Origin of the sequence: Mesorhizobium sp. B2-3-15 (genome assembly GCF_006442875.1) — a bacterium.
GTDB classification, from domain to species: domain Bacteria; phylum Pseudomonadota; class Alphaproteobacteria; order Rhizobiales; family Rhizobiaceae; genus Mesorhizobium; species Mesorhizobium australicum.
This window is the reverse complement of the sequence record NZ_VFVO01000010.1, coordinates 1-13,387: the sequence shown is the minus strand read 5'-3', so window position 1 is coordinate 13,387 and position 13,387 is coordinate 1. Positions and strand designations below refer to the sequence as shown.

The window sequence follows — 13,387 nt, the reverse complement described above, 5'->3', positions numbered from 1 at the left end:
TCATCATGGTCAATTTGCCCCGCGATCGTATGGATCAAGTCGTCAAGCGTTTCGAGATGCTCGAAGCGCAGATGTCGGCTGGACCGGCGCCGGATGCCTATGTGAGGATGGCATCGGAATATGCCGAGTTGCAGGAGATGGTGGCCAAGGTCAGGGAATTGCGCTCTGCCGAGCACGAGCAGGCCGACCTCGAAGCGATGCTCGCCGACAAGGGCACCGACGCCGAGATGCGGGCGCTTGCCGAGGCAGATCTGCCCGGCGTCGAGGAGCGCATCGAGACGCTGCAGAAAGACATCCAGATCCTGCTCCTGCCCAGGGATGCCGCCGACGACAAGAACGCCATTCTCGAAATCCGCGCCGGCACCGGCGGCGATGAGGCGGCACTCTTCGCCGGCGACCTGTTTCGCATGTATGAGCGCTATGCCGCCGAACGCGGCTGGCGGTTCGAAACGGTATCGGCCAGCGACGGCGATGCCGGGGGCTTCAAGGAAATCATCGCCACGATCTCCGGTAAAGGTGTGTTCGCCCATCTGAAATTCGAATCCGGGGTGCATCGCGTCCAGCGCGTGCCGGCCACCGAGGCCAGCGGGCGCATCCACACGTCAGCCGCCACAGTCGCCGTGCTGCCGGAAGCCGAAGAGGTCGACATCGACATCAGGGCCGAGGACATCCGCATCGACACGATGCGTGCCTCCGGGTCCGGCGGCCAGCACGTCAACACCACCGATTCCGCGGTCCGCATCACCCATTTGCCGACCGGCATCATGGTGGTGCAAGCGGAGAAGTCGCAGCACCAGAACCGGGCCAAGGCCATGCAGATCCTGCGCGCCCGGCTCTATGACATGGAGCGCAGCAAGGCGGATGAGGAGCGTTCCGAGTCGCGCAAGTCGCAGGTCGGTTCCGGCGACCGCTCCGAGCGCATCCGCACCTACAATTTTCCGCAGGGCCGGGTCACCGACCATCGCATCAACCTGACGCTCTACAAACTCGACCGGGTGATGATGGGTGAACTCGACGAAATCGTCGACGCACTGATCGCCGATCATCAGTCGAAGCTGCTGGCCGATATCGGCATCGATGGCTGACCATCCGCCCGCGGCACTGGGGCCGCTGCTGCGGGAAGCGCGGACCCGGCTTGCCGCAGCCGGCATCGATGATCCCGCGCTCGATGCGCGGCTGATCGTCGAGCACTATTCCGGCACGACGCGCAACCAGGCGATCGCCGACCCGGAGTGCAAGATCGACGGGAACGCCATCGCCGCGATCGACGGCGCCTTGAGACGGCGAGCCCGTGGCGAGCCGGTGCATCGCATCCTCGGCTATCGCGAGTTCTACGGTTTGCGCTTGTCGCTGTCGCCGGAGACGCTGGAGCCGCGACCGGACACCGAAACGCTGGTCGAGGCGGTGCTGCCCTTCGTCAAGGCAATAGCCACGCGGGAGGGCACATGCCGCATCCTCGATCTCGGCACCGGAACGGGCGCGATCGCCCTGGCGCTGCTGAGCGTCGTGCCGGCCGCGACCGCCACCGGTGTCGACATCTCCGCCGGCGCTCTGGCCACGGCGGCCCGCAATGCCGGGCAATTCGGCCTCGGCGGCCGGTTCACGGCGGTTCAGTCGGACTGGTTTAAAAAAGTTTCCGGCCGGTACCATGTAATTGCCGCAAACCCTCCCTATATACCAACACAAGAGATTGGAAATCTGCAGGACGAAGTCCGCGATTTCGACCCGCGCCTTGCCCTTGATGGCGGTGTGGATGGGCTGAACCCCTACAGGATCATCGCCGCCGATGCGGCAAGGTTTCTGGAAGCCGAAGGCAGGATTGCGGTCGAGATCGGCCACACGCAAAGCAACGAAGTCAACGATATATTTCGCGCGGCCGGTTACGCGGCTGGCGAGGTTTTTAGCGATCTCGGCGGAAACGACAGGGTTCTTGTTTTTCAACGAGCAACGTCTTGACGCAGTGCAAAAAAAGCGCTTGGCAATACCGGGGAATGCGGCTAGGGTCGCCTAACCGGATGAGACGAAGCAGGCAGTGCTCTTAGCGATTCGGTTTTTCCTTGGAAATAGCTGCCTTCTTGCGCAAACGACGCCCAAGCTTCGTGCGGGAATCGTCCGGCAAGTGATGTAACCGGAAACAGGATGACACGTGGCGCCAACGCAATCGATGCGGGCGAACGCCGGTGAAGAAACGAAACGGCTGGCTGCATGAGCGCCTCCGTTCGTGAAGAGTTTTTCAAAATTTCAAGATGAAGAGAGTCGAATGAGGCCACAACAGCAGAACAGGCGCATGCGCGGTCGCAACAACAATGGCGGCGGCGGTGGCAATAACAATAACAACAACAATAACAACAACCGCAAGGGGCCGAATCCGCTTACGCGCAATTACGAGAGCAACGGCCCGGACGTGAAAATCCGTGGATCGGCTCAGCAAATTGCCGAAAAATACGCCACGCTTGCCCGTGACTCGCACAGCTCCGGCGACCGGGTGATGGCGGAGAATTACCTCCAGCACGCTGAACACTACAATCGCATCATTGCCGCCGCGCAGGCGCAGATGCCGATCCAGAACGTCCAGCAGGCACGCGACGAGTTCGACGAGGACGGCGATGACGATCGCGATGAGTTCGACAATGCCGGCAGTGGGGCCGGCAATAGCAGCGGCAATGCCGGTTCCGATCCACAGCTTCCCGTAATCAACCATGGCGCAGGTCCGCAGCCGGTGATCGAGGGCATGCCTGCGGAGGTTGCGCTGAACCGGGAAAACGGTCGCGACAATCGCGACAATAGCGGGCGCGACAACAGCGGGCGCGACAATAACGGTCGCAACAATGGCGGCCGCGACAACGGTGGCGGGCGCCATCGCGATCGCCGCCCCAATGGCGGCTACGGCCAGCGCGACCACGCTTCACCCGAACAGGGCGGACAGCAACAGCGCAACGAGGCCCCGGGGCAGACGGAAGTCCAGGCAGAGGCCGCTCCGCCCCCCGAGACGGTCGCGGCGGCCGAGCCGGCTCCACGGTTCGAGAATTTTTCACCGGCAGGTCTGGCCGCCCAGGCCGAACTCAATGAGGCGGCCGCCGAAAGCGGTGCTGCCCGCCGTCCACGGCGTCCGCGCCGTCCGCGCACCAATGCCGATCAGGTCGAGAGCGGCAGCGAAAATGGGGACGCGGCCGAGACAGCGGCGGCTCCGGCCGACAGCGGCGGTGCCGAACCCGTGGTTTCCGACATCGACAACTGAGCGAACGGCATTCAAGGCCTTGAGCGGCGGAGAGAAATCTCCGCCGTTTTCGTTTGGGCTGACGTGGAATATTATGCACCTGCCATATTGCGACATCTTGAGGGGCAAGGGTCCATGCACCATATCTGGCCTGAACAGGATCCGGCTCGAATGGGCGGGTCCGTCACCGCAATCTGATCCGGTGCCGCAAAGCGGGCCGGTGATGGAAGGAGACAAATATGAACCTTGAGAAATACTCAGAGCGCGTGCGCGGCTTTATTCAGTCCGCGCAGACCATGGCGCTCTCGCGCAACCACCAGCAATTCACCCCCGAACACATTCTGAAAGTCCTCGTCGACGATGATGAAGGCTTGGCCGCGTCGTTGATCGAGCGCGCCGGCGGCAATGTCCGCGATGTCAAGCTCGGCGTCGAGACGGCGCTCGAGGCGATGCCCAAGGTGGAGGGCGGCAATGGCCAGCTCTATCTGGCACAGCCGCTGGCCAAAGTGTTCTCGACCGCCGAAGACCTGGCCAAGAAGGCCGGCGACAGCTTTGTCACCGTCGAGCGGCTGCTGCAGGCGCTTGCCATGGAGAAATCGGCCAAGACCGCCGAAATCCTGGCCAAGGCCGGTGTCACCGCGCAGGCGCTGAACCAGGTCATCAACGACGTCCGCAAGGGCCGCACCGCCGATTCGGCGAGTGCCGAACAGGGCTATGACGCGCTGAAGAAATACGCACGCGACCTCACCGCGGACGCACGCGCGGGCAAGCTCGACCCCGTGATTGGCCGCGACGACGAGATTCGACGCACCATCCAGGTGCTGTCGCGCCGCACCAAGAACAACCCGGTGCTGATCGGCGAGCCGGGCGTCGGCAAGACGGCGATCGCCGAAGGGCTGGCGCTGCGCATCGTCAATGGCGACGTGCCGGAATCGCTTAAGGACAAGCAGTTGATGGCGCTCGACATGGGCGCGCTGATTGCCGGTGCCAAATATCGCGGCGAATTCGAGGAGCGGCTGAAGGCTGTGCTTTCGGAAGTCACTTCGGCCAGTGGCAACATCATCCTGTTCATTGATGAGATGCACACGCTGGTCGGCGCCGGCAAGGCCGATGGCGCCATGGACGCGTCGAATCTCCTGAAGCCGGCGCTGGCGCGCGGCGAACTGCACTGCGTCGGCGCCACCACGCTGGATGAATACAGGAAGCATGTCGAGAAGGATCCCGCCCTTGCCCGCCGTTTCCAGCCCGTCTTCGTCGACGAGCCGACAGTGGAGGACACGGTCTCGATCCTGCGCGGCCTGAAGGAGAAATACGAGCAGCACCACAAGGTGCGTATCTCCGATTCGGCACTGGTGGCGGCGGCGACATTGTCCAACCGCTACATCGCCGACCGCTTCCTGCCGGACAAGGCGATCGACCTCGTCGACGAAGCCGCCTCGCGGCTCAGGATGCAGGTCGATTCCAAGCCCGAAGCGCTGGACGAGATCGACCGCCGCATCATGCAGCTCAAGATTGAACGCGAAGCGTTGAAGGTCGAGACGGACGATGCCTCGAAGGACCGGCTCGCCCGCCTGGAAAAGGAACTTGTCGGCCTGGAAGAGGAATCGACAGAGATCACCGCGAAGTGGCAGGCCGAGAAGCAGAAGCTCGGGCTAGCGGCCGACTTGAAGAAGGAGCTCGACGAAGCGCGCAACGACCTTGCCATTGCCCAGCGCAAGGGTGAGTTCCAGCGCGCCGGCGAGCTTGCCTATGGCAAGATCCCGGAATTGGAAAAGAAGCTGAAGGAGGCCGAAGCCCAGGACGGCAAGGCCGGCATGGTCGAGGAAGTGGTCACGCCCGACCACGTCGCCCATATCGTGTCGCGCTGGACCGGCATTCCGGTCGACAAGATGCTGCAGGGCGAGCGTGACAAGCTGCTGCGCATGGAAGACGAGATCGGCAAGCGTGTCGTCGGCCAGGGCGAAGCGGTGCAGGCCGTTTCCAAGGCTGTGCGGCGTGCCCGTGCGGGCCTTCAGGATCCGAACCGGCCGATCGGCTCGTTCATGTTCCTCGGGCCTACCGGCGTCGGCAAGACGGAACTGACCAAGGCTTTGGCCAATTTCCTGTTCGACGATGAGACGGCGCTGGCGCGCATCGACATGTCCGAATACATGGAGAAGCACTCCGTCGCCCGGCTGATCGGCGCGCCTCCCGGCTATGTCGGCTATGAGGAAGGCGGTGCGCTGACCGAAGCGGTGCGGCGCCGGCCCTATCAGGTCGTGCTGTTCGACGAGATCGAAAAGGCGCATCCGGATGTCTTCAACGTGCTGTTGCAGGTGCTCGATGACGGCCGGCTCACCGACGGGCAGGGCCGCACCGTCGACTTCCGCAACACACTGATCATCATGACGTCTAACCTGGGAGCCGAATATCTCGTCAATCTCGGCGAGGACCAGGATGTCGATGCCGTACGAGACGAAGTGATGGGCGTGGTCAGGGCATCGTTTCGGCCGGAGTTCCTCAATCGCGTCGACGAGGTGATCCTGTTCCACCGGCTGCGCCGCAAGGACATGGACCGTATCGTCGAGATCCAGCTCAAGCGGCTCGAGAGCCTGCTGACCGATCGCAAGATCACGCTGTCGCTGGATCCCGAGGCGATCGAGTGGCTGGCGGCCAAGGGTTACGACCCCGCTTATGGTGCCCGGCCGCTGAAGCGGGTGATGCAGAAGGAGCTGCAGGATCCATTGGCGGAAAAGATCCTGCTCGGCGAGATACTGGACGGCTCGACGGTCAAGGTCACGGCCGGTTCCGACCGGCTGAATTTCCGCTCCAAGCCGGCGATCGTCGCGGCCGAGGTCGCGGCCTGATTCAGACGCCGCGCGTCCACCGGACGCGCGGCGTTTTCATGCAATTGGCGGGGGATTGATGACGCTGGACGACTACAACGGCTTCTGCGCTTCGCTGCCTGCAACGAATCACGTGGTGCAATGGGGCGGCGCCCATGTCTGGAAGGTCGGGACCAAGGTGTTTGCGATTGGTGGCTGGGATCAGGGTCGGCAGCTCTTCGTCACCTTCAAATGCTCCGACATCGCCTATGACGTGCTCAAGGAGCAGCCCGGCCTGCGCCCCGCGCCCTATCTTGCCTCCCGCGGCATGAAGTGGATCCAGCGTCAGACAAGCCAGAGCATGGATGATGGTGCGCTGGAGGATTATCTGCGCGAGAGCCACCGCCTTGTTGCCCTTAAGCTGACGAAGCAGGCGCGCAAGGAATTGGGGCTTGGCGCAAGCTAGCCAATATTCCCCGAGGCGCCGGAAAACCGCCATCTTCATGCCCGGTTCATGTTGGAACCATATGGTGGATAACTGGTTTGCTGGCGAAGGGTTCGCCGAACTGAACAATGCCGGGCGGCGGCACATACGGACCGGAGAGTTTCGCACGATGCTGCGCACTATCTTCACCCTTTCGGCGCTTGCCGCGGGACTGGTGTTTTCCAATGCGTTCGCCGCGCCGACGCACGACGGTGCCGCCCAGCCTGTCCGCACGTCCGGGAGTGGCGGCATTCTGCTCGCCCAGGACGGCAATCTCGACATTTATTACGACGCCAGGGGCAATCGCGTCATCGTCGATTCGGATACCGGCAAGGTGATCGCCATCCAGCCGCCACAGACACGCCTCGACCGGCGGGCGCTGCGCCGCGAGAGCCGGATGCGTGAACTTGGCCGCGCACCCGCCGACGATGACCGTTACTATCTCGACGATCCCCAGGACATGGCCCGCTTCCGCCGCAGACAGCTGGAAGAGGAAGGCCGGGTCATTCCACCGCCCGCCGACGAATACGATCCTGACGGAAATGGTTCAGTCGATGCCTATCCGCCGGCACCGCGGGACGACGGCAGCTACGACAACAATTATCCCGACGCGCCGCAGCCGGGTACAATCAAGCGCCAACCGCTGAACGAGGCGTCGATAGACCCCGTCCGGCCGGCAGACCCGACGGACCAGGCAGCGCCCTCGGACCAGGCGGCATTGCCCCCAAAGGCCGGCGGCAAGACGTCGGTCGATCCGTCGCTTTCGCTGGGCGCACGCCAGGATGTCGCGGCGCTGCAGGTGCTGCTCGACCGGGGCGGGGCTTCGCCTGGCGTCATCGACGGGCGCTTCGGTTCGAATGTCGACAAGGCGCTGGCGGCCTACAATCAGATCAACGGCAGCAGCCTCAAATCGACCGATTCGGTCGGCATCCAGGCCGCATTGTCGCAGTCCGGTGGCGACGCGTTCGCCAACTACACCATCACCGCGGAGGATGCGGCCGGCCCCTACGTCGCGTCGATCCCGGAGGACTACAGCCAGAAGGCGCAACTCGACCGCATGGGCTTCACCTCCGTCACCGAGGCGCTGGCCGAGCGCTTCCACATGGACGAGAACTATCTCAAGGCGCTCAATCCGGACGCCAACTTCAATCGTCCGGGCACGATCATCAAGGTCGCGAATTTCGGCAAACTGGTTTCTACCCCGGTTGCCCGCATCGTCGCCGACAAGGGCAAGAAGGAAGTCTTTGCCTATGATGCGTCCGGCAAGCTGGTCGCGGCCTACCCCGCCACCATCGGCTCATCGGACACGCCATCCCCGACCGGCATCCATGCCGTGTCGCGTGTTGCGCTCGATCCGAACTACACCTACAACCCCAACATCAACTTCAAGCAGGGTGAGAACAACAAGATCCTGACCATTCCGCCTGGGCCGAATGGCCCGGTCGGATCGGTGTGGATCGCCCTGGACAAGCCGACTTACGGCATCCACGGCACGCCGGAGCCCTCGAAGATAGGCAAGACCGAGAGCCATGGCTGCGTGCGCCTGACCAATTGGGACGCGCGTGAACTGGCCAAGCTGGTCTCGCCGGGCGTGCCGGTGGAGTTCGTCGAGTAGGTATGTCGATATTCAAGCGATGCCGGCCTGACCTGAATCTCAACATAAATTTCAACCAATGATCCTGCGCACCCACTTCACATTCGGCGTTGCCGCGTAGATCAACTGCACCACCAGAATGAATCCGACGCTCGCCAACGGGGTGATCAGGCAAAGTGCGGCGCCGACGGCCCACAGGATCTGCGCCTTGACGATGCGCAAGTAGACCGTGCGTTTCGTTTCCGCGTCGACGTCCTCTGCGACAAGGCCGCTCTTCTCCGCATACCGCCAGCTGACGAACAGCGTGATGCCGAGCATCAAGAGGTTGAGCCAGTAAACCAGCACCGCGGTCCTGAATTCCAGAAAATCGGCCAGAAGGTCGGTCGAGAACGGCAAGAGCGCGATGAAGGCGAGAAAGCAGAGGTTCAGCGTGGCCAGCCGTCTGTCGGATTTGGCGATCAGACCATGCTGGGCCTGCTGGCCGAACCAGAAGATGGTCAGGGTCAGAAAGCTCAAGGCATAGGTGAGGAAGCGTGGCGCGAGTGCCGCGATGGCGGCGAGCAGATCATGTTCGGAGTGGATCACCTCATGCGCTGGCACCCTGATCTCGAGCACGATCAGGGTGAGCGCGATGGCGAACACGCCATCGGTGATACCGACAATACGGCCGCGCCCCTCAACCGATGCTTCGAGCGGACGCTTCATCGATTTCTCCTGCCCGCGGGTCCTGGAAACCTAAAGCGCGTCTCGTCGAAACGGATTCATGCGACGCGCTTTAAATCTTGCCTGATGCATGTCGTTGTCGCAAAAGCCGAGGTCACTTTTGCGCGACATGCATTAGCATGACTGCCGCGGTTTGCATCGGGGCAGATGCAATCCCTGGCAATATGGCTGGTTTCAAGGACAACAAGCCGCTGGCCGGTTGTTGCCGCCGCGCCGACGGTCTAATGAGGGTGGCATGCATGCGCCCAATCAAGCCGCCGCCGTTCCGCTGACCGCTCCGGTCGCGAACGGCACGTTCTGCCCGCAATCGCAGCGGCGTTATGTGTTGATCGCGGCGATCCTGGCCTCGGCGCTCGGCTTCATCGACGGATCGATCCTGGCGATAGCCATGCCGGCGATCCGCGTCGACCTCGGCGCCAGCCTTGCCGAGGCGCAGTGGATTTCCAATGCCTATGCGCTGACACTCTCAGCGCTGATCCTTGCCGGCGGTGCCGCAGGCGATCGGTTCGGGCTGCGCCATGCTTTCGTGGCCGGCATTGCGCTGTTCGTCGTGACCTCGCTTGCCTGCGCGCTGGCGCCGAACGCTGTCGTGCTGATCGCATTTCGCGCGCTCCAGGGCATCGGCGCCGCGATCATGGTGCCGGGCAGTCTCGCCATTATCGCCAAGGCTTATCCGAAGAAGGAACGCGGCAGGGCGATCGGCATCTGGGCGGCGGCCTCGGCGCTGACCACCGCTCTCGGCCCTGTGCTCGGCGGCCTGGTGCTCTCGGCTTTCGGCGGCGGCATCTGGCGGGCGATCTTTGCCGTCAATCTGCCGCTCGGCCTGATCTCGATCTATCTGCTGCTCGCCAAGATTCCGGCCGATGCGCCGACGGAGAAACGCAGCCTTGACCTTGCCGGCGGGGCGCTTGCGACGCTGGCCTTCGGCGCGCTCGCCTATGGGCTGACTTCAGTGAGCGCCAGCGGCGAGAGCCACATGGCCGGTCCAAGCATTGCCGCCGGCGCCGTGCTGCTTGTCGTCTTCATCCTGTTCGAGCGGCGGCAGCGCGAGCCGATGATAGATCTCAGCCTGTTTCGCATCGGTGCTTTCGCCGGCGCCAACGTCGCGACGTTCTTTCTCTATTTCGCACTGTCAGCCAATCTTTTTTATCTGCCGATGCTGCTGATCGCAGGCTGGGGACTGAGCACCGCCGAGGTCGGCTTCATCTTCCTGCCGCTGTCGGCGGCGATCGCGCTTCTGTCGGGACCCGTCGGCAAGCTGTCGGACCGGATCGGGCCCCGTTTTCCCATTGCCTGCGGCAGCCTGATCGTGGCGGTTGCCTTCGCCGGGCTGGCCTTGCTCGCCTATGCCGGCTTTCACCATTTCTGGACCGGCATCTTCCCCTTGATGGCGCTGATGGGGCTCGGCATGGCGTTGGTCGTATCGCCATTGTCCACCGCGATCATGACGGCGGTGGAAGACAAGGACACCGGCGCGGCTTCCGGCATCAACAACGCCGTCTCACGCATCGGCGGTTTGATCGCGGTGGCGGCGATGGGGTCGCTCGCTGCCTGGATCTACGCCAATGCCCTGGAGGTAAATGCCGCGCCCGGCGTGCCTGGCTTCGGCGAACCGCCACCAGCAGGACTTTCGCCGGCACTCGATGCGGCGAGGATCGCCGCCAGCGACGCAGCCTTTTCCGCCGTCTCCTTGGTGACGGCGCTGCTATGCCTGCTTTCCGCTGTCATTGCCTGGATGACGATTTCGGGCGAAGCGCTGCCGTGGTCGCGGCGCGCCGAACCTCGGCAGGGCGAAGGCTGAGTCTCAGCCTTCGATCTTGGCGCTGGCGACCTTCAGCGAATTGCCATCTTCCTGTTTCAGCAGATCGTCGATGCGCTCGCGCTCGCGCTTGAAGGCGACGAGATCGTCGCCTTTCAGCACCTTGCCGACCGGTAGACGGACGCGCATCGGATCGACTTTGGTGCCATTGACGATCAACTCGTAGTGCAGGTGCGGGCCTGTGGCGAGGCCGGTCTGGCCGAGATAGCCGATAGTCTGTCCCTGGCGCACATGCATGCCCGGCTCCATACCTTTGGCAAAGGCACTCTGGTGATTGTACGAGGTCTCGTAGCCATTGGCATGGCGAATGATGATCTGCTTGCCATAGCCGCCGGCCCAGCCGACCTTCTCGATGACGCCATTGCCGGCGGCGATGATCGGCGTGCCGATCGGGGCTGCCCAGTCGACGCCTGTGTGCATGCGGACATAGCCGAGGATCGGATGCTTGCGGGCGCCGAAGCCGGAGCGGAACTTTCCGGCGGGCAGCGGATTGCGCAGCAGGAACTGCTGGGCGCTCGAGCCGTCTTCGTCGAAATAGTCCGTGCTGCCATCCTGCATCTGGAAGCGGTAGAAATTGCGCGTCGTGCCGCCGAAGGTCGCCGAGACATAGAGAAGCTCGGAATTGTCCGAGGTCTGGTCGTCGCCATCAGGCTGCGAGAACAGCACTTCAAGGCGGTCGGAGGGATTGAGGCGGGACTGGAAATCGACATCGGATGCCAGGAGCTTGATCAGCCGCTGGGTCATCGCCTTGGACATGCCGTAGGAATAGGCGGCGCGGTAGATGCCGTCATAGACGTTGGGCAGATTGCCGCGCACCACTACCGGCGCCGACGAATCGTCGAATGCGGTCAGCAATTCGGGATTGGGCTCGGGCTCCTGGGCCGGCACGTACTGGCCGCGGTCGTCGAGCGCGATGGTGACGATATGCGTGGTCTTGTCATAGACGCTTGTGCGCACGACCTTGGCGGCATCGCCGTGGACCTCGAGGCCAACACGCAGCACGGTACCTGCCTTGAGCGCCGGCGCGTTGAGCAACTTGGCGATCGCTTCGGCCATGCCGGTGGCATCATCGCCCGTGTAGCCCGAATCGGCGAAAGCCTCCGTGAGGTCGGTGTCTTTGGTGAAGGGGATGATTTCCTCGGCGAAAGCCGGTGCCTGGTCGTCCGCGTTGGCGCGTGGCGATACGGAGACATTTTCCGGCACGATCTTCACATCGTAGGAGCCGGCCATGCTCTCGGCAAAGGCTTCGCCGAATCGCTGCGGATCGACATAATGAAGCGAAGCCACCTGCACGGCGCCGTCGCTTAGGTCGGTGCCGGCTTCGCGTACCACTCTTTCGACTTCGTCGGCCGACAGGTCGCTCTTCTCGTCGAAGGAAGCCGTCGCGATCGGGAAATCGACGGTCTTCAGGCTCATTTCGCTTTCGACCTTGGCGCCGTAGATCTGGCCGGAGGCGGCCGACGCCGTCGCAGGCTGTGCCGATGTATCGTCGCCGTCGTCGCCGAACACCTGCATCGGGTCGAAAGGCGGGTAGGCCCGGCTGGTGGTGTGGCCGGCTGCGAGTGCCATCTTGATCTGCACGAAAGGCATGGTGTGGATGACATCGCGGTCGCCGACCTTGGTGACCATCGACACTTCCATGCGGCGGCGATCCTTGGCCTTGGCGATCTGGCGCGGCGCCACCAGCCTGGTGGTCTTTGCCACCTCGCCGGAATCGCCGTTGCTGGCAAGGCCGATCAGTTCGGCGATCTCGGGTGGGGTCGCCAGTTGCTGGCGACCATCGAGAGCGGCGAACAGCGCGACGCCCATCAGCACGCTCGAGGTTACACCGGTGAGGAATGTTCCCGACAGCCAGCGCGCAGAAACCTCACGCCGATCGGGCGGGCCGCTGCGGCCGTCCGCAATAAGCGGCGGCTCATTGCCGAGTTCGGCTATGACATCTTCCGTATCTGGCATCCAGAAAGGCTGCTTCTTCCCCGGGCGGAACGGCTTGTCGCTTTTGTTGTGGCCATGACATTTGCCTGTCACGGCAGGTTAAGTCAACGAAGCCTCAGGCCCCGGTCGAATTCCCCTCGTGCACTTCATCTTATAGAGCACTTCTAAGAGCGGGCGGCGTGCCTTCATCCACAAGGCTCTCGCGCACGCCCTTACGGCGCTCTTGGAAGAGGGCATTGCACGGCTGTGCTCGCGCCCTCTTTTGCTGGCCCTGGTGTCGAACGGCAATGCGGCGGCAATAGGGCTCCTTCGTGGCCTCCTCCTCCTGTTGTCCCGTGTTCCCCTGGGGCAGCCGGCTATCGACAAAGCGCGCCCGAAATTTCTGTCGCAAAAAGTTCAAAAACATTTGGGAACGGTGTTGACAGTTTTGGTTGGTGGCGACTATATACGCCTCACGAACGAGGGCGGTGCGCCGCTGGCGACGAAGAAGTTTGCTTCTAGGTCTGCCCTCAGCGAAATTCAAGAGAGCCGCGTAAGCGACACTCGGACGGCCCCGGAGCCAAAAGCGAAGCGGGCCACGACACTGCGTATGCGGTGTCTGTTCTTTGACAATTGAATAATGAAGAAAGAGAAACGTGGGCGGCAGAGTCCTGCTGAACGCCTTATCCCGCCAGGGATAGGATGTTCGAACGAGACTTTGGCGGACACGTTTTGAGAGAATAAGTCTACCAAGACACGCGAGTGTCTAGGTGTGAATGTTCTCGTCAATTCGAAGCGTGACCAGATAAAGCCAATCAAAGTTTCAAAACTT

General features: G+C 62.8%; 9 protein-coding genes. 7 read left to right on the top strand and 2 right to left on the bottom strand.

Features of this window, described 5'->3' with window-relative positions; all coding sequences use genetic code 11:
• Nucleotides 1-5 precede the first annotated feature (5 nt).
• The 6 genes from prfA (at nucleotide 6) to FJ954_RS20265 (ending at nucleotide 8,120) form a co-directional block, all read left to right on the top strand.
• On the top strand, nucleotides 6-1,085 hold the full coding sequence (gene prfA, locus FJ954_RS20290) for a peptide chain release factor 1 (RefSeq protein ID WP_015315602.1): 1,080 nt from the start codon (nucleotides 6-8) through the stop codon (nucleotides 1,083-1,085).
• A complete protein-coding gene (prmC, locus tag FJ954_RS20285; protein ID WP_140662766.1) occupies nucleotides 1,078-1,956 on the top strand; it encodes a peptide chain release factor N(5)-glutamine methyltransferase in 879 nt (292 codons plus the stop codon). The genes prfA and prmC overlap by 8 nt, the downstream gene beginning before the upstream one ends.
• Nucleotides 1,957-2,260: 304 nt before the next feature.
• On the top strand, nucleotides 2,261-3,238 hold the full coding sequence (locus FJ954_RS20280) for a DUF4167 domain-containing protein (protein ID WP_140662764.1): 978 nt from the start codon (nucleotides 2,261-2,263) through the stop codon (nucleotides 3,236-3,238).
• Nucleotides 3,239-3,456: 218 nt separating this feature from the next.
• A complete protein-coding gene (gene clpB, locus FJ954_RS20275) occupies nucleotides 3,457-6,063 on the top strand; it encodes an ATP-dependent chaperone ClpB (protein WP_140662762.1) in 2,607 nt (868 codons plus the stop codon).
• 58 nt (nucleotides 6,064-6,121) lie between these two features.
• Nucleotides 6,122-6,487, top strand: a complete 366-nt coding sequence (locus tag FJ954_RS20270; protein ID WP_015315606.1) for an MmcQ/YjbR family DNA-binding protein — start codon at nucleotides 6,122-6,124, stop codon at nucleotides 6,485-6,487.
• Between the two features lie 148 nt (nucleotides 6,488-6,635).
• A complete protein-coding gene (locus tag FJ954_RS20265; protein WP_140662760.1) occupies nucleotides 6,636-8,120 on the top strand; it encodes a L,D-transpeptidase family protein in 1,485 nt (494 codons plus the stop codon).
• 51 nt (nucleotides 8,121-8,171) lie between these two features.
• Here FJ954_RS20265 and FJ954_RS20260 read toward each other — a convergent pair whose 3' ends face one another.
• Nucleotides 8,172-8,804 (bottom strand): TMEM175 family protein, encoded by a 633-nt coding sequence (locus FJ954_RS20260; RefSeq protein WP_015315608.1) that lies wholly within the window; start codon nucleotides 8,802-8,804, stop codon nucleotides 8,172-8,174.
• A 253-nt stretch (nucleotides 8,805-9,057) separates the two neighbouring features.
• On the opposite strand from FJ954_RS20260, the gene FJ954_RS20255 reads away from it, so the two are divergent.
• A complete protein-coding gene (locus tag FJ954_RS20255; RefSeq protein WP_140662758.1) occupies nucleotides 9,058-10,623 on the top strand; it encodes an MFS transporter in 1,566 nt (521 codons plus the stop codon).
• A gap of 3 nt (nucleotides 10,624-10,626) precedes the next feature.
• Here the strand turns inward: FJ954_RS20255 and FJ954_RS20250 are convergent, their stop codons facing one another.
• Nucleotides 10,627-12,597: a M23 family metallopeptidase gene (locus FJ954_RS20250; protein ID WP_181177880.1), complete on the bottom strand. Its 1,971-nt coding sequence runs from the start codon at nucleotides 12,595-12,597 to the stop codon at nucleotides 10,627-10,629.
• Between the last annotated feature and the right edge of the window lie 790 nt (nucleotides 12,598-13,387).